The sequence below is a fragment of the Parashewanella sp. 2304DJ23-3 genome, assembly GCF_056591695.1.
In genome coordinates, this window is the sequence record NZ_JBWQOH010000001.1 from 386,014 (window position 1) to 409,080 (window position 23,067).

Below are 23,067 nucleotides of genomic sequence, written 5' to 3' on the forward strand. Positions count from 1 at the left end.
AAATAGTTAAATACCCTTAACTTTCAAATATATAAACGATATATTTGCGATAAATAATATCATAACTCTATTTGATTTCTTTAGTTATTACCGCTCAATTCTTCCATTGAATTAACGGGTTACTACTCCAATGAGATCATGTTATGGGAAAGATCAAAATAAAACTGTAGTGTCGTATCAAACGAATTGTGGCCAGCAAAGTTTTTTAATTTGTTTTGCATAAAATTGTAATCCATTTCTTTTGCGCGTCCCAAACGCTTGCCTCTTTCCTTTTCAACCTTAAGTAATAGAGCGCCAAACAAGGTAATGGCATATCTTCTTAATGCATGAGGAGTGCATTTGAGCCTTTTTTCGGTCTTTATTTTTTTAGAACCAGTAATATCTTCGGTTAAATCAAAAGTTACAATTTTTGAAATAGAGGTTTTTGACATCCTTGCTGACCGCCCTTTGCGTTTATTTACTGCTAATACAAACACTTCCCCAGTATCAATACACTTACCTGCATCAAGAAGGAGTTGCCGCTCAAACTCTATGTATTCTAAGGTTCGTTGAATGAGATCTGGACTGACATCAATAGTCCTGCTTTTACTATTCTTTACACCGTCCTTTATATTGGTATGTACCATATGTTTAACAGGGTTAGACTGATAAGGTACATCTAAAAAGTCTGCTCTAAGACTTGCGGCACCATCTGACTTAGCTTGTGCATTTATCCACGCTTCTTCAATCGACTCACAGCGTAACATTTTTATTTCATTTAAGCGCAAACCTGCTTTTGACATCCACTCAAAAATAAGACCATCTCTAGTTCGATAACATAAATCAGCGTCTTCAATGTCTTTTGGTGCACTCTGAGTTGCACGAATTATTACTAAATCATAAAGATCAGTGATTTCCTTTGTTGAAGGGACATAGCGTGAAATATAATTAAAATTATACCGTTGCTTATAATGATGCTTATAAGCATGAATTGAGTTTAGAACTGGCTTAAAAACTTTTATTTGATGAACAGGAATATTTTTCTCTGTATCAGCCCAACCACAAAGATATTTTACATCTGTTTTTTCATTATCTTGTAGCCACCAATAGAAAGCCACGATAGCACTTAAATTTTGGTTGGCTGATTGTGGACTAATTTTATCTTTTCCTTGTTGGAGATATTGCAGGTATTGACGCAAATCATCGGATGTAACGGAATTAACCTTCTTCTCGAAAGCATCATTACAGCTGGATTTAGTTAAAGCTGAAACCCTAATTAAGTAATTGAAAAATTTGACTAGATACAGCCGGTGATTGTTACATGTACTATTTGAGTCTGTTATTGATTTTTCTAAAATATAGTCAGTTGCATTCCAATATACATGCCCATTTGGGAATAGTACGATATGTTCTTTTGTGACACTTGGCGAAGAATATCTCGGACAATTAGCTTGCGAAGAAAACATCACTTTGTTGAACCCGAAATGTAAGAAACATTTTCTGAACTAAAACTTTTCAGTTTCTGGTTTTCTTTTTGTAGCTTTGAAACCGTTTCATTTAAATCAATGATTACTGCATTTTTCCGACTAAGCTCTTCTCTAGCCTTAATATAATCTTTTCTAAGTTCAATTAAGTCTGCCGCTAATGATGTGTTGATTAGCTCCAAATCAGGCTTAGGAACTCGTGACGTTTTGGACTTTTCCCCTTTATTTCTTGTTCGTTCAACTGCGATTTTAACTAGCTCTAGTAATTCCGAGATTTCAGCAGAAAACTCTTTGTAAATTCGAGAAGATTTACTGAAAGCTTCAATATCCTTTTCTTCACAAGACCATTTGCAAAACCAGTTACTACTAATTCTGACTTTTGTTTTCTTCAGCTCTAAACTGAAAGCAACTAATTCATTACTGTCTTTAATGAGACTTCTCAATATATCGATTTTCGTCTGAATTTTTTTTCGACTGACTGAAATTTTTGCTTTGTTCGCAGCTTCAGTTTTAGGCATGATGAGTATCCTCCTCGCCTGCACTTATGGCTGATTTGAATATTATTGAGTCTTCGGGTTCGAACAGACACTGATTATCTAAATTTTTATAGTTCCAATTTTCTAGAGATAACAAGTTAGGACAGCCTCTGCATTGCTCAGAATTCGCCGTTAAAGTATGAGGTCTTTCATCATTTTTGATGCACTGAGATTTACTTTGTCTGGCTTTTGTATTCCCAACACATAAGCCGCTTTCAACCATTTCAAATACAATTCCATTTTCTTTGACATACTTTTCATATCGCTTTCTTACATCGAAGTCAGTTACAGATTTTATTCCACTCAAGCAATGATTAAACTGCTCCCCGATCTCAGAATTCGCTTTAAAATCTCCGCTCTGCCTATAGTTTTCGGGTAGTAACTCAAATAATGCTCTTTGCATAATTAAATCTGTAGAGTTATTTTCAGATTTTGAATTTAGATATTCAAAGGTCATGGCAATATCAGTATGACGTAGATGATACTTTAGCGTATCTATACTTCCACCAAAATGATTAACAAAGGCACATGCAAAAAATCGACGAAATTGATGCTCACTGAACTGCCATTGAAACTCGTCTTTGATACCAATGAATTCAAAATATGACGCTTTATGAGTTTTAAATAGGTATTTAGAAACATCGTCGCTTACCATGCTTTTGTATTGCCAAAGGTTATCATTACCTGATACTTCTCTTGCTGGACGACTAATTTCTTCGAGTAATTCAATACAAATTTTTATTAAGTTTGTTGCAGGAAATTTGTCATTAACTCGATATGTTTTAGCAACGTACATTTGTATCCAATGACCGGACTGAGTTGTACTGACACATCCTGCTTTTAAGGACATTATTTCCGAACTTCTGCGTCCAGTGAAAAAACAAAGTACTAACTCAATTGCGACCATCATGTAATGATATAAAAAAGTTGTTAGTCCATAATTTTGATTTTGAGATATATAGGGGTCTTTGTGTTTTTTAACCCAAACACTGATAGTTCCCTTTGTTGTATTATATTGTTCGGCTAGCCTAGGCATTGATTCCCCACCAGAATATCGCTTATAGATCTCAGCCCATTTTTCCATTTCTTTCTTACTCGATCTCTTAATATGACTTTTATTAAAATTTGTAATTTTTATTGGTGGGAAACAATTTTTATAACCAGCTATGTTGATAGGGTGTTTACGGAAGTACTCTTTAGCAACCTCTGATGGCTCATGATTAGGCTTTCTTAACTTAAAATCATTGAACCTTCTTAGTGCTTTATCTCGATGAGCAATTAATTTTTGTCCATAATAAATGATGTATTGAATTGATGTTTCAATTGTTTTAAGCATTACAAAGAAAGGAACATCTTTAGTTTTTCCCGAAGGGTTTCCTGATTTCTTAATTTTTATTATTTCACTCTTCGATATAAATTTGATGCCTGATGGCATCATCGGTACAAGAATTGGAAGTCTCCTTGCTATTCTTAATGTCCTGTTTAATGCCGATATTTGTTTGTCTATTGAACCGTAATTATTTTTGTCATAGATAGACTTATTAGTTCCGGAATTTTTTTGTACGGTTCGATTTGCACTCGCTAAATAATGATTTTTTAAGTTGTCTGTTATATCTGCGAGCTCTTTGAAGGCAGCCCAGCTTTTTAATGGAATTCCTAGATCAAACAACATCCTTTCGAGATTAAACACATTAAAAGTCCTCCCCTCAGGGGCTTCTCTGATATATTTATAAGATGAAAAGTCACCTCCGATTAACTCTGAAAATCTATGAAAACGTTCTTGATACTTCAAATTGTACGCAGCGGTATTTGAGAGGCTATTGGCAAACTCTCTGACCATTTCATTTGTTGCATTTTTTGGGTTTCTAATTCCATATTTAACACGTAGGAAACGAATGAAATACAAAATTTTATCTAAGTATCTTTGTATAGATTCATGACTAGATAGAGGCTTCCTTGTTGCCCCTGAATCTACGATTGATAACAACAATAGCCACTTAACGGTGTTAAGTAATTCAGGCTCATCGGTGAGAAGTATTTGTTTATCAATGACACTATTAAAACCTATCGTTACTTGGCTATTTTCAAATTTAACAATCCATGTATTTGAACGGAATGGAGTTAGCAATTTGTCGCACAAAGGAGCATCTAGATCACTAAGATCAATTTGTGATTCAAGCTTCTTGAGTAAAATATTTGAACTATTCATAAGCCAAATACCTTTAGATATGGGTTTTTATTTTTTCTCTTCTCAAAAAGCGCTACAGCTGATAAATATTCATTTCTAGCTTTTATATTTTGCGAATACTCATTCAGAGCATAACTGCAATAAGCTCCCCATAATTTCCACTTTTCTTCTATTTCACGCATTTCAAGAGCAACTTTTAATGCTTCGTTTAATAGCAAGGTATTTAAGATACTGTTGGGGGTTGCAAGTAAAACCTTAACCCTATTCGTACATGTAGGGCACAAATCTACTCTTGTGCATACGACTCCTTTTTCTACATGAGGACTATTTTGAGGTTCTCGACAAATTATGCCACCAAACTGATTTTCTAAGATTTTTTTAGCTTTTACTTGGCTAAGCATGTAATCATTTTTGTCAATACCAACATATTCAACAAACTCATCAATATTCTGAGTCACTAAAGCTTCCATAACATCCATAAATTCACGGATTTCTTGTTCGGACTGTATAAATAGCATTTCATGCTTTAGATATGCCGTGGTTGATGAAAACTTTGTATGTCTCGCCTGCTTCATCACTTTAAAAGGATCTCTAGTAAGTAAAGCTGTAAGCTGCATCTGACTTTGACGAATCAATTTAGGAGGAATAGATACAACTCCATTGGTAAGGTCTTTGGTTATTTTTCTGAAGAGGCAAGTTGAATAACGACCAGATAAAGGGGTTGGATAGAAACCTTCACCTGCACAATTATTTTTATGAAAATTAAGAAATAGTTTATTTTTATATTTTTTTAATGTTATTTCACGATAATTTTTTGTAGCCAAAATTAAATAATCAATTACTTTAGGTACAGAAAGTTTTAAACGTTCCCCAGCGTTAAAGCTTAATACATCAATTCTATTTTCATTTGGATCTTTGCTGAGTTTGAGAACTTTCCTTTGACTCATATCAGCACGATTTTTGATATCTTGTAAATGATATGTTCCATTATGTTCAAGTAAACAATCTGGTTCCAAATAGCGAATGCTAGTTTCATTATTACAAGTATCTATATATAAAATACATTGTGCTAGTATTTGTGCTTCTGAATAGAGGTTAAAGCTATTATTGATGTCTTTATGTAGAGAAATTTCAAGCTCTCTGCAAATTGAACTTAAGTAGAAGTATAATTCACTATCATAATAATTGCGTTTAGGTACACGGTCTCCCTTTACATCACGTGGGGCAATACCATTATGGTAATGAAATATATAAGCTGATAATCCAGCTTCTCCGTAGGAAACAATAGTTCTCTTAACTTTTTTTATCTCACTTTGTACACCTTTGACCTTTTTATTAGATAACAACTTCCTCCTCTTTTTAATTAAACGATTAATATGCCTAGCTTTTTTTATATTTTGTTTTTTATTAGCAGAACGAACAGAAAGCAATAATTTTGCAAAAATAGGTCGTAATCGCTTTTCCGCATTAACCCTAATCAGTTTTAAATTATCATTTAAGAAAGAACATGCCTCCCTAATAAGATCATCTCTACTTGATATTTTTACTCCCGAGTATTGAATTACATTCGATAAAATTGATCTAATTTGAATGCTATTGTCGTCTACTCCTATTTTATTAATTACATCTTCGACTTGCTCTTGAATATTTTGGTGATACTTGCGATTAACTGTGAGCATTGATGCTGCAGATTTTTTAGGAAGTTTAACTCCCCTGATTCTTAAATCATGTGGCCATAAACCATTACAAGCAGAAAATCGGAGAAAACTTGATAAAATTGCGATAAAATTATTAGTATGAGTGTTTTTTCTATATGTAGAAATAAGGAAGTATCTATAGTCTTCTATCACAACAACCCAGTCATGATACTCGATATTTTGATGACCAATTGAATCTAGCTTTTTTAATATTTTAATTGAAGAATCACTATTACCAGATGCTAAATATTTTAAGAATGTAAAAATCCTAAAATAAATATCAGTACTACCAGTGATTTCTGTATTGTAATGTTCTGAAGTAAACCCTTTGAAAGAAGAGTCAACATCCTTTAGAAATGGGAGTCCTAGTGATTTTAATTCTTGGCGAGTACTAAATTGATTTTTTGTTTTAGCAAGATTGCGAGTCATTTCTAATCTCCAAAAAGAAACTAATCTTGTTCATATAAACAAGATTTTTCTTCTCTTTTCTATGTAGGAGTTAGAATCGAGATATCAATTAACGTATAAAATCCTCGCAGGTTTTTAAATATAACTTAATTTTCAATCAATGCATAATTCGCTTGCTCATAATCAAACCCTTGCCCAATTAAAAAGCGGGTTCGCTTTGCTTTTTCTTTATAATCAGCAATAGGTTTATTGGCGTACTTTTTCTCGGCTTTTTCCTTAGCCAATTCAAACCAGTCACATTCAGAATCATTGATTACTTTTGACACTAGCTCTGGATTCAAACCTTTTAACTTCATGGCTTGATTAATACGAATTGGGCCATGACCTTTATAGATGTGTGAACGAAGGAGAGATTGTGCAAATCGTTTATCATCGATATAACCGCTTTGCTCACAAGCGTCGAGTACGGTTTCGATTTCTTCTGCTGAAAACTCTTTTGCTTCAAGTTTTTGTTTTATCTGATGCCTAGAATAATCACGGCCAGCTAATAAGCTGACCGCAACTTGTCTAGCACTTGGTGTGCTTTTCATGATTTAACTCTTTATGAGTAGCTTTGATAAGCTTGCCTTAGAAAACTTCACCAGTTTCTAAATCAACATTCTCTTCACCAGCGTCAGAATCAGCAGCACTAGGCTTGCTCAATAACGCCGCACGAAGTTGTTGATCAATTTCTTGTGCGATAGCAGGGTTCTCAACAAGGAACTTACCAGCATTTGCACGGCCTTGACCAATTTTGTCGCCTTTATAGCTGTACCATGCACCGGCTTTCTCAACAAGCTTATGTTGTACACCTAAGTCGACGAGCTCACCTGTACTGTTAATGCCTTTGCCATACAAAATTTGAAATTCAGCTTGCTTGAAAGGTGCTGCAATTTTATTTTTTACGACTTTAACGCGAGTTTCGTTACCGACTACTTGGTCGCCTTCTTTAATTGCACCTGTACGGCGAATATCAAGACGAACAGAAGCGTAGAATTTAAGTGCATTACCACCAGTGGTTGTCTCTGGGTTACCGAACATTACACCAATCTTCATACGGATTTGGTTAATGAAAATAAGAAGTGTATTTGACTGCTTTAGGTTACCCGCAAGCTTACGCATTGCTTGGCTCATCATACGTGCCGCTAAGCCCATGTGTGAATCACCGATTTCACCTTCAATTTCAGCCTTTGGAGTCAATGCTGCAACCGAGTCAACAATGATTACATCTACTGCACCTGAGCGAGTTAACGCATCACAGATTTCAAGTGCTTGCTCACCGGTATCAGGTTGTGAACAAAGTAGATTATCAATATCTACACCTAAGTTTTTAGCATAAATAGGGTCTAGTGCATGCTCAGCATCAATGAAGGCACAGGTTTTACCTTGCTTTTGTGCGGCTGCGATCACTTCAAGGGTAAGAGTTGTTTTTCCTGAAGACTCAGGTCCGTAAATCTCCACTATACGGCCCAAAGGCAAGCCCCCTGCCCCTAACGCAACATCCAAAGATAAAGAGCCAGTAGAGATCGTTTCAACATCCATCGAACGGTTTTCACCAAGCTTCATGATGGAGCCTTTACCAAACTGCTTTTCAATCTGACCTAAGACTGCACCAAGTGCTTTTTGCTTGTTATCATCAGTATTAGCCACGTTATAATCCTTAACATTCAAATCAAAATAACGAATATTTATTCATCAATGATGATTTATAAATATTTTCAATTCTTTTTTAATATTTTGAAGAACCGATATGAACCAGTTCATTCCGTAAAATCTTTTTCAACTGTATATTAAACCTGAGAGTACATCAAAATGGACCGTATCCAGTTTTGCTTTAGTAAATCTCAACAATACGACCCATTGGAAGACCACCAGCACCAAGAGCAACATCCAACGACAATGAACCAGTAGAAATGGTTTCAACATCCATCGAGCGATCTTCACCCAACTTCATGATTGAGCCTTTACCAAATTGTTTTTCAATTTGGCCCAATACTGCGTTTAGTGCCTTTTCTTTGTTAGCATCAGTCGCCATTGTTATTCCCTCTCATTAATACACTTTCATAAACACGAAAGTTTATACAGTTCTATACAGTAGTTGATGGTTAGTATACTGTACAATCATACAGTATCAAGAGTTAAAGCAAAAAATTTTTAGATTCTGTTCTGAAGCTCGAAATAATTACTGATAAGATACGCTTCAATATTGAATATGCAAAAACGGATTAAGTAAGCCAGATGAAAGCTGAGTTAGCCAATTTAGACAGTCACACACCAATGATGCGCCAGTATTTAACCATGAAAGCGCAACATCCTGATATGTTGTTATTTTATCGAATGGGTGACTTTTATGAATTGTTCTACGATGATGCAAAAAAAGCCTCAGAGCTACTTGGCATTTCACTCACAGCTCGTGGTAAAAGCGGAGGCAACCCGATCCCAATGGCGGGAATTCCATATCATTCAGTTGAAGGTTATTTAGCAAAATTAGTACAACTCGGCCAATCTGCTGCCATTTGTGAACAAGTTGGCGATCCTGCCACTTCAAAAGGGCCTGTTGAGCGGAAGGTTGTACGTCTTATCACGCCAGGAACTCTAACCGATGAAGCCTTACTACAAGAAAATCAAGATAACCTTTTAGCCGCAGTATACAGCTTCAAAGGTCGTTTTGGTTACGCCACTTTAGACTTAGCCTCAGGTCGATTTGTTGTCAGCGAACTCGAAAATCAAGAGGTGTTAGAAGCTGAATTGCAACGCACTAAACCTGCAGAACTACTGTATAGCGAAGATTTTAGTGAGATGACCTTAATTGGTTCACAAAACGGTATTCGCCGTCGTCCTGAGTGGGAGTTTGATTATGACACGGGCTTGAAAATGTTGCTGGATCAATTTGGTACTCGTGATTTGGTTGGCTTTGGAGTAGGCGACGCAAGACTGTCAATTCAAGCTGCTGGATGTTTAATGCAGTACGTCAAAGATACGCAAAAATCTGCCCTGCCTCATATCAATGCCATTACTCGCTTTAATCAAACTGAGAGTATCATCTTAGATGCAGCGACTCGTCGTAACTTGGAATTGACTCAAAATCTATCTGGCGGTTTTGAAAATACGTTATCGTCAGTTTTAGACAGTACTGCAACGCCCATGGGCAGCCGTATGCTGAAACGTTGGATCCACCAGCCGCTAACTGATCACAATCACATTCGCTCTCGACAATCTGCTGTGACCGAAATGATTGACTGTAATTTATATGATGAATTACATGAACAATTAAAAATACTCGGTGACATTGAGCGAATCATGGCCCGTCTTGCACTGCGCACCGCTCGTCCACGAGACTTTGCTCGCATGCGACAAGCATTAGAAACGTTACCGACGATTCAGCATTTACTTGAGGATGCTGAGTCTTCACACATCAACAATTTAAAGCAATATTTAGGTGAGTTCCCACAAGAAACTCACCTATTACAACAAGCAATTGTTGATAACCCACCAATGTTAATTCGTGATGGTGGTGTCATTCGTGAAGGTTATAATTCTGAGTTGGATGAATGGCGAGCACTCAGTGAAGGTGCAACCAGCTATTTAGAGCAGCTAGAATTAAGGGAAAAAGAAAGCACTGGAATTGCGACTTTAAAGGTCGGATACAATCGAGTTCATGGTTATTACATTGAAGTAAGTAAGGGGCAATCTGATAACGTTCCTTTAAGTTATCAACGCCGCCAAACTCTCAAAAACACTGAACGTTATATCACTCCTGAGCTTAAAGAATACGAAGAAAAAGTATTATCGAGCCAAGGGAAAGCACTCGCACTCGAAAAACAACTTTGGGAGCAGTTATTTGATTTGATTCTGCCAAAGCTGCATGAGCTTCAGCAGTTTGCTAAAGCTGCCGCTGAATTAGACGTATTAAGCTGTTTTGCTGAGCGAGCAGAAATGCTCAATTACAACTGCCCAGAACTCGTTAATGAAACCGGTATTCGCATAGATGCTGGTCGTCACCCCGTTGTTGAGCAAGTGAGTGAAACACCGTTTATCGCCAACCCTGTCAACTTGAATAATCAGCGTAAGATGTTGATCGTGACTGGACCAAACATGGGGGGTAAATCGACTTACATGCGTCAAACTGCGCTTATTACGTTAATAGCACATATTGGCTGCTTTGTTCCTGCTGAGCAAGCTGAAATCGGCCCTATCGATCGTATATTTACTCGTATCGGAGCCTCAGACGACCTTGCCTCTGGTCGTTCAACCTTTATGGTCGAAATGACTGAAACTGCGAATATTCTTCATAACGCCACAGCTAATAGTTTAGTGCTGATGGATGAAATTGGACGAGGCACTTCAACTTATGATGGATTGTCACTCGCTTGGTCGGCCGCTGAGTATTTAGCACAGAAGCTCCATGCTATGACGTTATTTGCGACCCATTATTTTGAGTTAACTCAGTTACCGGACACGATGAAAAATGTCGTTAACGTTCATCTTGATGCCGTAGAACATGACGATACCATCGCCTTTATGCACGCAGTACAAGAAGGTGCCGCAAGTAAAAGTTATGGTCTGCAAGTTGCGGCATTAGCAGGTGTCCCTAATGTGGTCATAAAAACAGCTAAGCAAAAATTACATAAATTAGAAAGTCGTGATCACGAAATCGGAAAGCCGCAGCAACATGACTTAAGTTTAAGCTTTAGCGAACCAAATTTGTCGCCTGAGCTTGAAGAAGTGCAATCGATGCTGGATAGGATATCACCTGATGATTTAACGCCAAAACAGGCACTTGAGTTAGTTTACAGCTTAAAAAAGACACTGTTCTCAAATTAGAAGAAAATGTTCCTACAGAAAAACACTTTCTCATAAAAAAATGATAGAGGAAAGTAAGCTTTTGCTTTACCGTAACTTCTAATAATCAGATTAAACGGTTTTAGAAGGCTAAGATGCAGATAAAAAAAGCAAAAGTATTGTTACTTTCCTCAGCCATTGCAACGACATTTCTTATCGGTTGCGGCCCACAACAAGAACAGACAAAGCCAGTAGAGACTGTTCGTCCAGTTGAAGCGTACCAAGTAAAACCAGCCTCAGCGTTAACCACTTGGAAATTTCCAGCTATTGTAGCAGCTTATAAATCTACAGACTTAGCTTTTAATTCTGGCGGTAAACTAATTACGTTTGATATCACGCAAGGGCAGCAAGTAACCAAAGGTCAGCTACTCGCTGCTATCGATCCTCGTGATTATAAGCTCAAACTCGAATCAGCCAAAGCAAATTACACCCAAGCTTTAAATGCTTATAAACGCGGTAAACAGTTAATTCAAAACTCAACAATATCTAAAAACGATTTTGAACAACTGGAATCTCAATATAAAGTCTCTAAATCTCAATACGAGTCTGCAGAAAAGTCGTTAAAAGACACAGAAATATATGCTCCTTATGATGGTGCGATATCTAGTACTAGTATTCAAAACCACGATACAGTTGCGGGTGGCCAATCAATCATTTCTTTGATTGATTCAAGCAAATACAGCGCAAAATTTGATATTTCAGCCGACCGACTTAACTATTTAAAAAAGCGTGAGCCTAAAGGAGCGCATGTTGTTTTCAATACTTTGAGCAATGAAAAGATAGCCGCTGATTTTAAAGAAATTTCGTTATTACCAAGCAGTAACCAATCTTATGAGGTCACATTGTCTTTTATACCTCCTAAAGACATCGCCGTACTTCCTGGGATGAGTATTCAAGTACAAATTGAAAACGACTCATCTTCAAATGCAAAAGCCATGTTTGTACCGACTAAAGCTGTAATCAGTAACGGAAAAGAGACATATGTTTGGAAAATCGATTCACAAACTATGACTGCCAATAAACAAGACATTATTGTCAGTAACAGTATTGGTGAATTTGTTACTGTAGCGTCAGGGTTGAAAGCTGGTGATCGAATCATCACTGCGGGTGCTCCATATGTAGTGGAAGGTATGAAGGTTTCAATCTGGCAACAAGGTAAGTGATATGAATATTGCAGAGTTTTCAATTCGCAATAAAGTCATTTGTGCCATTGCGATAATCGTCACCCTTCTTTCAGGCTGGAATGCGTTTCAAAATATGGTTCGACTCGAAGATCCTGAATTCACCATTCGTCAGGCTCAAGTCATAACTTACTACCCTGGTGCGACACCAGAACAAGTTGCAGAGGAAGTAACAGATCCATTAGAAACCGCCATTCAACAACTAGCAGAAGTTAAAGAGATCACCTCTGTTTCCAGTAATGGTAAATCTGAGATCAGTGTAGAAATTAAATATGACGCATCAAAGACGAAAAACCAGCTACAAACCGTGTGGACTAAACTAAGAAATAAGGTTAGCGATGCGAAACGGTCACTGCCGCCAGGAGCAAGTGACTCCATTGTTGCTGATGACTATGGCGACTTGTTTGGCATGTATTATTTCGTGACTGGCGAAGACTATAGCATTGCTCAACTTCGTACTTACGCTAAGACCTTCAGAGATCAATTGCTTCAAGTGCCCGGTGTCGCTAGGGTTCAACTTGCTGGTGAGTCAAGTCCTGCTATTTATGTCGCATTTTCTCGTGAGAAAATGCAAGCATTAGGTGTATCTGTCAGTCAAATTTATCAAAGTTTACAACAACGCAATATCGTAGTAGACGCCGGAAATACTCAGGTCGGTGACTTAAGAATGTCAATTACACCATCTGGTGGCATTGACTCTGTTAAAGACTTGAATAACACCTTAATCAGTACTTCTGACAAAGGAAACCTAATTCACTTAAGTGATATTGCCACGGTTACTCGAGGTGAAAAGCAGCCCGACACGACGATAATGGCTTTTGATGGAAAACGCGCCATTGCTGTTGGTATTTCAGCAGGAAGCGGTGAAAATGTCGTAAAACTGGGGAAACGTGTTGAAGCGAAAATCGCTGAATCAGTGAATATCAGACCGCTTGGAATGGAAATAAACCAGTTCTATCAACAAGGGCAAGAAGTCGAAGCTTCCATTAACAACTTTGTTGAGAATGTTATTGCAGCACTAGCTATTGTCGTAGTCACTTTGCTTATTTTTATGGGGATGCGCCCTGCCATTGTGATCGGCGCTATTTTATTATTGACCATTGCGGCCACACTTTCTGTAATGAATATATCAGGGATTCCGATGCATAGGATCTCATTAGGCGCCCTGATTATTGCGCTGGGTATGATGGTCGATAACGCCATTGTTGTTGCTGAAGGTATGCTGATAGGCATAAATAAAGGTGAAAACAAACTGACGGTGGCTAAACGCATAGTTAAACAAACCATATGGCCATTATTGGGCGGTACACTCGTGGGTTGTGTTGCCTTTGCGCCAATTGGTTTTGCACCGGGCAGCACAGCTGAATTCACAGGAAGTCTGTTCTGGGTAATTCTGATTGCATTGATGTTCAGCTGGGTATTTGCAATAACTCTCACTCCACTGTTTTGTCATGATTTATTCAAGCGCCCTAAAAATGCATCCAATACAGAATCTGAAAGTTCTTTGAGTACGAAATACAAGGCTTTTGTTCGAAATGCCATCCACCATCGATGGAAAGTACTCACGTTAACCATCACTTTATTCGTCGCCTCTGTTTATGGTTTTAATTTTGTAAAAAGTGGCTTCTTCCCTGCTTCTACCACACCACAAATCGTGGTTGATTTCTGGATGCCTGAAGGTACAGACATCAAGACAACTCAGAACAGAATGAAGAAATTAGAAAGTTATTTGCAAAAGCTTAACCATGTAAAAGACGTGGAGACATCAGTCGGTGCCGGCGGTTTGAGATACTTATTGGTTTATTCACCTCAATCGTCTAATAGTTCGTATGGCCAAGCTTTAATTATCGTTGACGATTACAACAATATTGATTCAATGCTCAGCAAAATTCAAAAACACATTGATGATGAGTTTCCTGCAGCACAATCCAAAGTTTGGCGATTCCAACTTGGTCCAGGTGGTGGTTCGAAAATTCAAGTTGAATTCTCAGGCCCTAATCCGTCTGTGTTAAGAGACTTAGCTGAACAAGCTAAAACAATCATGCACAAAGATGGTGGTGCGATCTCGATTAAAGATAACTGGCGCCAACAAGTTGCTGCAATCGAACCTATTTTCAATGAGGCTAAAGCAAGACAAGCTGGTGTAACTCGACAAGATATTGCTCAAGCGCTAAAACAAACCTATACCGGCAGAGACATTGGCGTATATCGCGATGGGAATACGCTTGTTCCAATCATTGCTATTGCTCCTCATGACGAACAAGTCGATCTCGCTGATATTGGTCAAGTGCAAGTATTGAGTAGCAGCGGTGCAGTCGTCAGTCTTGATTCTGTGGTGAGCGGATTTAAAACCGTTTGGCGTGATAACTTAATGCGACGTGAAAAACGTAGTTGGATGATTAAAGCTGAGGCCGACCCACTCCCTGATGAGCTTGCATCTGTTCTCCGTAATCGCCTTGTGCCTGAAATGGACAAAATCCAACTCCCTACCGGTTATAAAGTGGAGTGGGGTGGTGAATACAAAGACTCGAAAGATTCACAAGATGATCTAGCCAGTACGCTACCACTTGGCCTTGGCACAATGGTCATAATTGTATTCTTGCTGTTTGGTACAGTAAAACAACCCGTATTAATTTGGTGTGTCGTTCCTCTTGCATTAATCGGTGTTGTTGTTGGTTTACTATCGACAGGTATACCGATGGAGTTCATGGGAATTTTAGGTTTGCTGTCTTTATCGGGGCTATTGATCAAAAATGCCATCGTCTTGGTGGATCAAATTGATTTAGAAATTAAAGAAGGAAAACCAAGGCTTGATGCAATTGTTGATGCCGCTACTAGTCGTGTTCGACCTGTAACAATGGGGGCGTTAACGACCGTGCTAGGTATTATCCCATTATTCTTTGATGCCTTCTTCAAATCGATGTCAGTGGTTCTGGGTTTTGGTTTGACCTTTGCAACACTATTAACTCTGATTATCGTACCTGTGCTTTATAGTATCTTCTTTAGTGTTCGTAATGATGAATCGACGGTATAGTTAATTTTATCATCATTAAAAAAGGGCTGCATTGGCAGCCCTTTTTCAAATCATTAGAACTATACTCCCTCAAAGTATCTCTGGAATTCAAACGTCGTGATCTCTTTATCAATCCACGCTTGAAATGCTTTGAGTTCGTGTTCTCTGCTTAACCAATATTGTTCTGCCAATTCGTTACCCAGCGTCTGTTTAATAAAATCGCTTTCTTTAAACAGCTCTATCGATTCTTTCAATGTTCGAGGTAATTTTTCTAAGCCTTCCACATCATCAGAGTTGCCATCAACCATTGCAGGTAAACTATAGTTATTGTCTAAACCATCCAGCCCTGCTGAAACCATTAATGTGAGTGTGAGGTAAGGGTTAGTATCTGCGCCTGGGCAGCGATGCTCAAATCTTAAATTATTTGCATTAGGGCTATGAGCTACTCGAATAGCTACAACTCTGTTTTCGTTACCCCAACATATTTCTTCGGGGCACCCCGTTGCTTTTGTTAAACGCCTATATGAATTTATTGTCGGTCTAAACACGAGATGAGATTCCTTCAATCGGTGTAATAGCCCTGAAAGAAAATGTTTCCCTTTCAAACTCAATAATTCTTTACTGTGCTTAAAAAGATTATTTCCATTGCTGTCGTAAAGGCTCATATGAATATGTGCACCATTTGCAGCATCTTGCCCTATCGGCTGATACCGAGCCATAAAAGTCGCAATTAAGCCTTTTTCTCTGCACAAAAGTTTCAGATGATGACGAAATAAAATGGCATTATCTGCCGCTTTTAGAGGGGTTTCAGGCTCAAGTGCAATTTCATACATACCTTTACCTGATTCAGTCTCCATAGAAGCGAGATTAATGCCTAATGCCTTTAATCGCTTCTGTAACTCAGTCATTAATTCTAGATAAGCAGGTTCACGACTGAGTGAACTGTACATGACGCCATGACCAAAGGGCTGTAATTCACCGTATTTACCCTCTTCAATTAATTCTCTATCGTAATGAAAAATACCAAATTCAAATTCAAATCCGACCTTCAACGTTAACTTTCTCGTTTTTAATTCTTGTTCAAGCCGCTCTAATGGTTCTCGGATATCTAAACAATATCTGTCTCCTTCTCTGTGGTACGTATTTAGAATAACTTCAGCGGATTCCTCAACCCAGGGAATTGAGCGTAAAGTGGATTTGTCAGGGTATCCAAAAATATTTCCAAAACCAGTATGGAACCAAATAGTTGGGGATTCGTAAACAGTATCCCCAATAGGATAACCATCAGAATGTGATAGAGCGTATATTGAAGAATTAATCGTCATACCTGACTTTATACAACTTAGAGGGACAATTTTAGTTCGCAGTAGACCATTTAAATCTGGAACATGAACATGAACATTATGTATCCCTTCCAGTTCAAGATCTTTTATTACTTTAGACAGTGCTGAATTTTTAGACTTTTTAACCTTCTCAAAGTGAGACATCTAAACCTCTTTAACGAAATCTGTTAAAAAACGCTATTAACATGCATAAAGGATAGTAGAACATGCAGACTTGAGCGTTTTAATCTCAACGGTCTGCAAGTTTTGAGAAAGTTTTTTTGAATTAATGCTTTTAAAATTACAGCAACTGAAAACACATGTGGCAAATTTTAAATAAAATGCCCAAAAAATTTAACAATTGAGGACATTTAATATCAATTTAGTAATTTTTTTTCATTTTTTATTGGCATCTCTATCAAAATCCAGTCTAATATCTGCCTAGGGTCACAAAACTCTTTTTTAGGGTGTATTAAATGACAAACACATTAGAAGCATTAAAAAAATTAACAACCGTGGTTGCAGATACGGGTGATATCGAAGCGATCAAACGCTACCACCCTCAAGACGCTACAACAAATCCATCTCTTATATTAAAAGCATCAGAAATCCCTCAATACTCAGATTTAATTGACGATGCAATCAGCTGGGCTAAAGAACAAAGCGATAATTTAGAACAACAAATCGAAGATGCTGCAGACAAACTCGCAGTGAACATCGGTGTTGAAATTCTAAAATATGTTCCAGGCCGTATGTCGACAGAAGTGGATGCTCGATTATCTTTTGATAAACAAGCTTCTATCGAAAAAGCTCATAAGCTCATTAAGCTTTATAAAGAAGCAGGCATTGATAAATCTCGTATTTTGATCAAACTGGCCTCGACTTGGGAAGGTATTAGTGCAGCAAAACAATTAGAGCAAGAAGGCATTAATTGCAACCTGACGCTTTTATTTAGCTTTGCTCAAGCAAGAGCGTGTGCTGAGGCAAATGTGTTCCTTATATCACCATTTGTGGGCCGCATTCTTGATTGGTACAAGAAAAATCATCAAAAAGAATATTCTGCTAGCGAAGATCCTGGCGTTGTCTCAGTTTCTGAAATATACCAGTATTATAAAGAGCACGGCTATAACACTGTAGTTATGGGTGCGAGCTTTAGAAACACTGGCGAAATTTTAGAATTAGCTGGTTGTGATCGCCTAACCATTGGTCCTTCATTGTTAGAAGAGTTAGCAAATTCAACACAAGACGTTGAACAAAAGCTAACGGCTGTTGAAGCTACAAAAACAGTTGAAAGTCACATGACTGAGGCTGAATTTCGCTGGCAGTTTAATCAAGACGCTATGGCCGTAGATAAACTCGCTGAGGGTATTCGTAACTTCGCCATTGACCAAGACAAACTTGAAGTGATGCTTAAAACACGTTTAAGCTAAATTTGAGACAAAAGGAAGCCAGATCAAAGGTTTCCTTTTTCATTAGTGACATTCTCATCATTTAAAGTACCATAACAATCTTTTTGGTTTCCAAACTCTTTAGGGACGTTTTCATGTCTTTTCTTACTTCAACGGCAAGCTGGCAAGCCTTAAAACAGCACAAAGACACTCTCCCACATATGCGTCAACTCTTTACAGAAGATGCAGAACGATTTGAAAAAATGTCGCTTAAAAAATGTGACCTTTTATTGGATTACTCAAAAAATAGGCTCGATGATAAAGCTTTATCGTTACTTTTTAAGCTTGCAGAAGAAACTCAACTCAGTAATAAAATTACAGCGATGTTTTCTGGTGCTGCCATCAATACTACAGAAAATAGAGCTGTGTTACATACAGCACTAAGAGCAAAAGCCGACAAAGAAGTATGGGTAGATGACATTAATGTAATGCCTGAAATTCAGCAAACTCTGACAAAAATGGAGGAATTTGTTGAAACAGTTCATACAGGGGAATGGAAAGGTTATACCGGCAAATCAATCACCGATATTGTAAGTATTGGGATTGGTGGTTCGTTCTTAGGGCCTAAAATTGTATCTCAAGCACTAAGACCCTATTGGAATAACAAAGTGAATGGTCACTTTGTCGCAAATGTTGATGGCACATCAATTGTTGAGAAGCTAAAGGTTTGTGACCCAGAAACAACCTTATTCGTTATGTCCTCTAAGTCATTCAGCACTCAAGAAACATTAACGAATACCTTAACCGCTAAAGATTGGTTATTAAATGCTGGTGCAACTCAACAAGATGTCGCTAAGCACTTCGTCGCTATCACATCGAATGTAGCAAAAGCGACTGAGTTTGGTATTGCTGAAAACAACATTTTCCCAATGTGGGACTGGGTTGGTGGCCGCTACTCTCTTTGGTCAGCTATTGGTTTACCGATCGCATTATTAACTGGTTTTGCAGCATTTAAAGAGTTACTCGCTGGTGCTGCTGAAATGGACGACCATTTCGCAACCGCTCCACTTGAGCAAAACATGCCTGCCATTATGGGGTTGCTCTCTCTTTGGTACAGCAACTTTTATCAAGCTCAAACTCAAGTCATATTATCTTATGACCATTACCTTAGAGGTATTCCAGCTTATATTCAGCAATTGGATATGGAAAGCAACGGGAAATCCGTTGACCTTGCCGGAAATCAACTGGACTACACAACAGGGCCTGTAATTTGGGGCGGCGAAGGAACTAATGGTCAACATGCTTATCATCAGTTGATCCATCAAGGGACAGCGTTGATTCCAGCAGATTTCATCATGCCTCTGAAAAGCCACAATCCAATTGGTGTTCACCATCAACAGCTTGCTTCAAACTGCTTTGGCCAAACACAAGCTTTGATGCAAGGCAGAACTTATGAAGAAGCGCTTGCTGAATTGGATGGTAAAGACTTATCCGATGCACAAAAAGATATTATTGCTAAACACAAAGTGATGCCCGGTAACCGCCCAAGTAATACCATATTAATGGATAAGTTAACCCCTAAAACGCTAGGGTCTCTTATCGCACTCTATGAACACAGAACATTTGTTCAAGGTGCAGTATGGGACATTAACTCATTTGATCAATGGGGCGTAGAATTAGGAAAAGCATTGGGTGTTGATGTACTGGAACGTTTAGAGAGTGAAAATAAGTGTACTGAACTTGACGCTTCAAGCAATGCACTCATTAACCTCTTCAAATCAGGTGAAATTTAATCATCCCCCTTAATGAGTGGAGCTTTGAATAGCTTCACTCCTATATTCTTATTTAACTCTCTACGAACACTACTCCTCATATACGTTCTAATAAACAAACAATAAATCACTTCATTTTAAATTCGACACTCCATTTTATTTTTCGACTTAATTCAAGAGAAACGCTCGAAAAATAGGTATAAAACCAGATAAAAGTATTAATTATTCAGTTTGATTTAAAATAAATTTGCTTTTAAAAGTTAACATTAATGAAACAAAGTTGTTGCATTCTGTTTCGCAATCGTGATATTTAATGATTGTTCGCTAAAACAACAGGAGGTTGCCATGGAACAGCTGGATTATGCGAGTGTATTGAACAACGTAGTTGAGAAACCTACACGAACAAGAAGTTCATCCAAAAAACGTAAGTGGCGCGAAATCGAAACGTTAAAAGACAAACATAGGTTACTGAAAGAACTAAAAGATATAGATGATAGTTTCCATTTAGACTTTAACGACGTCCTGTCATAGTCATTTAAAGAGCGCTACTTGCGCTCTTTTTTATTTCCAATTCAATTTACATCACCTATCATATGCCTTCACGTAAAATGGAGTAAATAATGAAAATTACCAAGCACTCAGCGGTAAGCATCCACTATCGTTTAACTGACGCTCATGGTGAGTTAATTGAAGATTCTTTCTCTGCTGAGCCAATGCAATACTTACATGGCACTCAGAACATGATCCCTGGTTTAGAGGCTGAGTTAGAAAATAAATCGGTAGGCGATAAGCTCGATGTTGTTGTTAAAGCAAAAGATGGCTACGGTGAACATAACGACGCATTGACTCAAGAAGTACCTATAAGTGCATTTGGTGATGTTGAAGATATTGTGCCAGGCATGCGTTTCATTGCTGAAACTGATAATGGTGAAATGCCAGTCCGTATTACTGAAGTCAATGAAGACTCAGTAATTGTTGATGGTAACCATCCTCTTGCAGGTCAAGATCTGAGCTTCCATGTTGAGGTCATTGATGTTCGTGAAGGTACCAATGAAGAGGTTTCACACGGACATATTCATGCTGACGGTGCTTCTTGCTCCCACTAAGCTACTTCAAACACAGTGTTGCCAGCATAAGTTATTTACTGATGCTGACAACATTTTGCTTTATTATTAAAGCCATTTCAGTACAATCCAAAATCTAGGGACGTACTTTGGATATAATTATGATTAAAAAAACTCTACTAATCAGCACACTAAGCGTAGCTATCTCAGCGCCCGTCATTGCAGACAGTTTCAGAAAAACTGATGATGCTATTGACTATCGTAAATCTGCATTCAGTTTAATTGCTCACAACTTCGGTAATATGTCTGCCATGCTGAAAGGTAAGAAAGAGATGAATGCTGAAGAATTTGAACAGCGCGCAGCAAATATCGCCGCATTATCGCATTTGCCGCTAGAAGGCTTTATTGCAGGTTCTTATTCGGGTGACACTGAGGCATTAGCTAAAATTGAGCAAAACAAATCCGATTTTGCTGATAAAATGGAAGCATTAAAAGTAGCTTCTGCTAAATTAGCTATGATTGCTAAGTCTGGTGATAAAAAAGCAATTAAGACGGCTTTTGGCCAAACAGCAAAAACATGCAAAAGCTGCCATAAAGCTTATAAGAAAGACTAAAGCGTATAGTTTCGCTCCTGTCGCCAGGAGCGAATACTCAAACTGAACACATTACCTACATTGATACCCAAATAGGCCACACAAAATAATATCCTGCTATAGTCAATACTACACACCATAATACTAAGCTTATAATGGCTGACTGGAACTTTAGGGGTTTCTCATCTCCAACATTGACTTCTTTTTTTCCTGTGAACATCGCAGGAATAAGTTTATCTCCTTTGATTGTATGAATAATCACAGCCGTAACATGGAAAAATGCAAGTCCTAAAACTAGATAAAATAAGTTCCTATGTATCCAAGTGAAAATTTGCCCGACTTCGTTACTCACACTGGCATATAAAGGACCTTCGGTGAAAACATCGTCTGTAGCAAATAGGCCAGAGACAAACTGTGCACTCACTAGCAACAGTAAAACTAGTACCATATATCCACCCAGTGGATTATGCCCAATATGGGGTTTTAACGGTTTTTGATTTTTTTGTTCCCGAGCGTATTTTAATACTTGCATCGGTGTTTTTATAAAATTAGAAAGTCGAGCGGATTCACTGCCTAAAAACCCCCAAATCCATCTAAATAATATTATTGCCCCTAATGTGTATGCGCATATCTGATGCCACTCCATCTCCCCCTCTTCTGCTGTCCACCATAGTGCAGCCAGCAAAACGATCATGCTCCAATGGAAAAAACGAGTGGAAGCATCCCAAACTTTAACTTTTACTTTGCTCTCGGACATACAAATCTACAGCTAATACTTTTAAATAGAAAAATACCACAAAGAAGAGAAGTACAAAATAAAGATAGGAAGCGAACAATAACTTTATGAGATTTTTGGCTAAACTTGAAGAAAACCTAAGCAAAATTTATATGCAAATCCAATCAAATATGCGTTGTTTTTATAACAAAGGCAAGGGAATTTGAGCAGTTATCACAAAATTTTGATCCAGTCGATGAATTACTCAACAAGTGATTATAAGCCAAGTAAAAGTGTGATACAGATCACATTTTATTTGTATTAGCTTAAGTAATCTGAACCCACGAAAAAAATAAAAAAAGGTTCGACGTATGATAAAAATCACTAGCAAACACCTTGAAGTTACTCCAAGCATTAAAGAAAAAGTTGAAGCTAAATTTGAAAAGCTAGCTCGACATGATGTGCAATTGATTAACCCACACGTCATTATTACACAAGAAAAACAAATCTTTAAAATTGAAGCCTCTGTGGGCATTCCTAATGGAGAACTGTTTGCTCATGCTAAAAGTGAAAACTTATATGCTGCAATTAAAGCGATGGGACAGAAACTTGAAAAGCAATTAAATCGAACCCAAGACAAACCAACAGCACAACGTAACCAAAAACTTGAACATGTTGAAGAAGTAGACTCTGCTGATTATGAGGAGGAGTTTGACGAAGAATATGCAGCGTAAGCAGCATCGGGCACACATAGTGGCAGTTTCTTTTAGTTAGCTGAAAAAAATCACTAACAACTGTAAAATTAGTAACAATGAAAACTGCCGCTAATCAATATAGGAGATTTAA

16 protein-coding genes and 2 pseudogenes are annotated in these 23,067 nt (G+C 37.8%); 9 read left to right on the top strand and 9 right to left on the bottom strand.

Annotation, left to right across the window (positions count from 1 at the left end):
* Window positions 1-122: 122 nt before the first annotated feature.
* From AC1EU2_RS01665 to recA (AC1EU2_RS01695), 7 genes and pseudogenes are all read right to left on the bottom strand, one after another.
* On the bottom strand, window positions 123-1,445 hold the full coding sequence (locus AC1EU2_RS01665; RefSeq protein ID WP_480296251.1) for a phage integrase N-terminal SAM-like domain-containing protein: 1,323 nt from the start codon (window positions 1,443-1,445) through the stop codon (window positions 123-125).
* A complete protein-coding gene (locus AC1EU2_RS01670; RefSeq protein WP_480296252.1) occupies window positions 1,445-1,981 on the bottom strand; it encodes a hypothetical protein in 537 nt (178 codons plus the stop codon). The genes AC1EU2_RS01665 and AC1EU2_RS01670 overlap by 1 nt, the downstream gene beginning before the upstream one ends.
* Window positions 1,974-4,208, bottom strand: a complete 2,235-nt coding sequence (locus AC1EU2_RS01675) for a tyrosine-type recombinase/integrase (protein WP_480296254.1) — start codon at window positions 4,206-4,208, stop codon at window positions 1,974-1,976. Before AC1EU2_RS01675 ends, AC1EU2_RS01670 begins: the two co-directional genes overlap by 8 nt.
* The gene (locus AC1EU2_RS01680; RefSeq protein ID WP_480296256.1) at window positions 4,205-6,313 is read right to left on the bottom strand and encodes a hypothetical protein; all 2,109 of its coding nucleotides are present in this window, start codon (window positions 6,311-6,313) and stop codon (window positions 4,205-4,207) included. The genes AC1EU2_RS01675 and AC1EU2_RS01680 overlap by 4 nt, the downstream gene beginning before the upstream one ends.
* A gap of 125 nt (window positions 6,314-6,438) precedes the next feature.
* A complete protein-coding gene (locus AC1EU2_RS01685; RefSeq protein ID WP_480296258.1) occupies window positions 6,439-6,882 on the bottom strand; it encodes a regulatory protein RecX in 444 nt (147 codons plus the stop codon).
* A 37-nt stretch (window positions 6,883-6,919) separates the two neighbouring features.
* Window positions 6,920-7,981 (bottom strand): recombinase RecA, encoded by a 1,062-nt coding sequence (gene recA / locus AC1EU2_RS01690; RefSeq protein ID WP_480296259.1) that lies wholly within the window; start codon window positions 7,979-7,981, stop codon window positions 6,920-6,922.
* A gap of 187 nt (window positions 7,982-8,168) precedes the next feature.
* Window positions 8,169-8,366: pseudogene (gene recA, locus AC1EU2_RS01695) on the bottom strand (recombinase RecA); the annotation flags it as partial.
* A gap of 203 nt (window positions 8,367-8,569) precedes the next feature.
* On the opposite strand from recA (AC1EU2_RS01695), the gene mutS reads away from it, so the two are divergent.
* The 3 genes from mutS to AC1EU2_RS01710 all read left to right on the top strand — a co-directional run bounded on the left by mutS (window position 8,570) and on the right by AC1EU2_RS01710 (window position 15,388).
* Window positions 8,570-11,155, top strand: a complete 2,586-nt coding sequence (gene mutS / locus AC1EU2_RS01700) for a DNA mismatch repair protein MutS (protein WP_480296261.1) — start codon at window positions 8,570-8,572, stop codon at window positions 11,153-11,155.
* 113 nt (window positions 11,156-11,268) lie between these two features.
* A complete protein-coding gene (locus tag AC1EU2_RS01705) occupies window positions 11,269-12,336 on the top strand; it encodes an efflux RND transporter periplasmic adaptor subunit (RefSeq protein ID WP_480296262.1) in 1,068 nt (355 codons plus the stop codon).
* A 1-nt stretch (window position 12,337) separates the two neighbouring features.
* Window positions 12,338-15,388 carry an efflux RND transporter permease subunit gene (locus AC1EU2_RS01710; RefSeq protein WP_480296263.1) on the top strand — a complete coding sequence of 1,017 codons (3,051 nt, stop codon included), beginning with the start codon at window positions 12,338-12,340 and terminating at the stop codon, window positions 15,386-15,388.
* 59 nt (window positions 15,389-15,447) lie between these two features.
* Here AC1EU2_RS01710 and AC1EU2_RS01715 read toward each other — a convergent pair whose 3' ends face one another.
* Window positions 15,448-16,854, bottom strand: coding sequence for a glutamine synthetase family protein (locus AC1EU2_RS01715; protein ID WP_480296265.1), 1,407 nt, complete (start codon window positions 16,852-16,854; stop codon window positions 15,448-15,450).
* A gap of 311 nt (window positions 16,855-17,165) precedes the next feature.
* Between AC1EU2_RS01715 and tal the strand changes: the two genes are divergently transcribed.
* The 5 genes and pseudogenes from tal (at window position 17,166) to AC1EU2_RS01740 (ending at window position 21,527) form a co-directional block, all read left to right on the top strand.
* On the top strand, window positions 17,166-18,119 hold the full coding sequence (tal, locus tag AC1EU2_RS01720; protein WP_480296266.1) for a transaldolase: 954 nt from the start codon (window positions 17,166-17,168) through the stop codon (window positions 18,117-18,119).
* Between the two features lie 113 nt (window positions 18,120-18,232).
* Complete coding sequence (pgi, locus tag AC1EU2_RS01725) at window positions 18,233-19,870, top strand: glucose-6-phosphate isomerase (RefSeq protein WP_480296267.1); 1,638 nt, start codon at window positions 18,233-18,235, stop codon at window positions 19,868-19,870.
* A 324-nt stretch (window positions 19,871-20,194) separates the two neighbouring features.
* The gene (locus AC1EU2_RS01730) at window positions 20,195-20,380 is read left to right on the top strand and encodes a DUF3545 family protein (RefSeq protein ID WP_480296269.1); all 186 of its coding nucleotides are present in this window, start codon (window positions 20,195-20,197) and stop codon (window positions 20,378-20,380) included.
* Window positions 20,381-20,469: 89 nt separating this feature from the next.
* Window positions 20,470-20,952 (top strand): annotated as a pseudogene (locus AC1EU2_RS01735) (FKBP-type peptidyl-prolyl cis-trans isomerase); the annotation flags it as partial.
* Between the two features lie 125 nt (window positions 20,953-21,077).
* The gene (locus AC1EU2_RS01740) at window positions 21,078-21,527 is read left to right on the top strand and encodes a c-type cytochrome (RefSeq protein WP_480297056.1); all 450 of its coding nucleotides are present in this window, start codon (window positions 21,078-21,080) and stop codon (window positions 21,525-21,527) included.
* Between the two features lie 55 nt (window positions 21,528-21,582).
* Here the strand turns inward: AC1EU2_RS01740 and AC1EU2_RS01745 are convergent, their stop codons facing one another.
* On the bottom strand, window positions 21,583-22,263 hold the full coding sequence (locus AC1EU2_RS01745; RefSeq protein WP_480296271.1) for a cytochrome b/b6 domain-containing protein: 681 nt from the start codon (window positions 22,261-22,263) through the stop codon (window positions 21,583-21,585).
* 329 nt (window positions 22,264-22,592) lie between these two features.
* Here AC1EU2_RS01745 and hpf point away from each other — a divergent pair, with 329 nt between their 5' ends.
* Window positions 22,593-22,955: a ribosome hibernation-promoting factor, HPF/YfiA family gene (hpf, locus tag AC1EU2_RS01750; protein ID WP_480296272.1), complete on the top strand. Its 363-nt coding sequence runs from the start codon at window positions 22,593-22,595 to the stop codon at window positions 22,953-22,955.
* The last annotated feature ends 112 nt before the right edge of the window (window positions 22,956-23,067 follow it).

Coding starts and splice junctions, on each gene's coding strand:
- AC1EU2_RS01675 (WP_480296254.1), bottom strand. CDS start 4,208: ATGAATAGTTCAAATATTTTACTCAAGAAGCTTGAATCACAAATTGAT.
- tal (WP_480296266.1), top strand. CDS start 17,166: ATGACAAACACATTAGAAGCATTAAAAAAATTAACAACCGTGGTTGCA.
- AC1EU2_RS01670 (WP_480296252.1), bottom strand. CDS start 1,981: ATGCCTAAAACTGAAGCTGCGAACAAAGCAAAAATTTCAGTCAGTCGA.
- mutS (WP_480296261.1), top strand. CDS start 8,570: ATGAAAGCTGAGTTAGCCAATTTAGACAGTCACACACCAATGATGCGC.
- AC1EU2_RS01710 (WP_480296263.1), top strand. CDS start 12,338: ATGAATATTGCAGAGTTTTCAATTCGCAATAAAGTCATTTGTGCCATT.
- AC1EU2_RS01680 (WP_480296256.1), bottom strand. CDS start 6,313: ATGACTCGCAATCTTGCTAAAACAAAAAATCAATTTAGTACTCGCCAA.
- AC1EU2_RS01705 (WP_480296262.1), top strand. CDS start 11,269: ATGCAGATAAAAAAAGCAAAAGTATTGTTACTTTCCTCAGCCATTGCA.
- AC1EU2_RS01685 (WP_480296258.1), bottom strand. CDS start 6,882: ATGAAAAGCACACCAAGTGCTAGACAAGTTGCGGTCAGCTTATTAGCT.
- AC1EU2_RS01730 (WP_480296269.1), top strand. CDS start 20,195: ATGGAACAGCTGGATTATGCGAGTGTATTGAACAACGTAGTTGAGAAA.
- AC1EU2_RS01665 (WP_480296251.1), bottom strand. CDS start 1,445: ATGTTTTCTTCGCAAGCTAATTGTCCGAGATATTCTTCGCCAAGTGTC.
- AC1EU2_RS01715 (WP_480296265.1), bottom strand. CDS start 16,854: ATGTCTCACTTTGAGAAGGTTAAAAAGTCTAAAAATTCAGCACTGTCT.
- pgi (WP_480296267.1), top strand. CDS start 18,233: ATGTCTTTTCTTACTTCAACGGCAAGCTGGCAAGCCTTAAAACAGCAC.
- hpf (WP_480296272.1), top strand. CDS start 22,593: ATGATAAAAATCACTAGCAAACACCTTGAAGTTACTCCAAGCATTAAA.
- AC1EU2_RS01745 (WP_480296271.1), bottom strand. CDS start 22,263: ATGTCCGAGAGCAAAGTAAAAGTTAAAGTTTGGGATGCTTCCACTCGT.